Origin of the sequence: Streptococcus sp. 1004_SSPC (assembly GCF_001069025.1) — a bacterium.
Lineage (GTDB): Bacteria > Bacillota > Bacilli > Lactobacillales > Streptococcaceae > Streptococcus > Streptococcus vestibularis.
In genome coordinates this window covers 1-785 of record NZ_JWGQ01000116.1, presented here as the reverse complement: position 1 = coordinate 785, position 785 = coordinate 1, and the positions used below count along the sequence as shown (strand labels likewise).

Annotated in this window: 1 protein-coding gene; it reads right to left on the bottom strand. The window is 45.0% G+C overall.

What is annotated here, in order from left to right:
* Positions 1–5: 5 nt before the first annotated feature.
* Positions 6–773 carry an amino acid ABC transporter ATP-binding protein gene (locus ADF62_RS08430; protein WP_038675884.1) on the bottom strand — a complete coding sequence of 256 codons (768 nt, stop codon included), beginning with the start codon at positions 771–773 and terminating at the stop codon, positions 6–8.
* Positions 774–785: the final 12 nt, after the last annotated feature.

Genomic DNA, 785 nt, shown 5'->3' with positions numbered 1-785 from the left:
CCTCCTTAGGCATCCACTTGGACACGATCAGAGTTGTGGTCGATAATCTTAGAAAGGAATTGAACAGCACGAGGTTCAGTTGGATTGTCAAAGAAGCCATCGACATCCGTAGTATCCACGAGAACCTGACCTTCAGCCATGAAAATGATACGGTCTGCCACACTGCGAGCAAAGCCCATTTCGTGGGTAACAACTACCATGTTCATACCACCTTTGGCAAGGTTTTGCATAACGGCAAGAACGTCACCAATAGTCTCTGGGTCAAGGGCTGACGTTGGCTCATCAAAGAGCAAGAGCTCAGGATTCATGGCAAGACCACGGGCAATAGCGATACGTTGTTTTTGCCCACCAGAAAGCATGCCTGGATAAGAATCTTTCTTGTCCCACATGTTAACGTAGCGAAGGAATTTTTCAGCAGTCTTTTCGGCGTCTGCCTTACTGATTCCAAGCACCTTGATAGGTGCCAAGGTAACATTTTCAAGAACGGTTTTGTGAGGGTAGAGGTTAAAGTGTTGGAAAACCATCCCTGCTTCCTTACGCAATTCTACCAAATCTTTGGCAGAAGCCTCCGTCACATTATGTCCGTTAACGATAAGCGTACCGTTATCGATGGATTCCAAGGCATTGATAGTACGGATAAGGGTAGATTTCCCAGACCCAGAAGGGCCCAAGAGAACCACAACTTGTCCTTTTTCAATTTCTAGATTGATATCACGAAGTGCATGATAATCTCCGTAGTATTTATTGACATTTTTAAATTCGATAAGTGCCATAAGAGCCTCCTA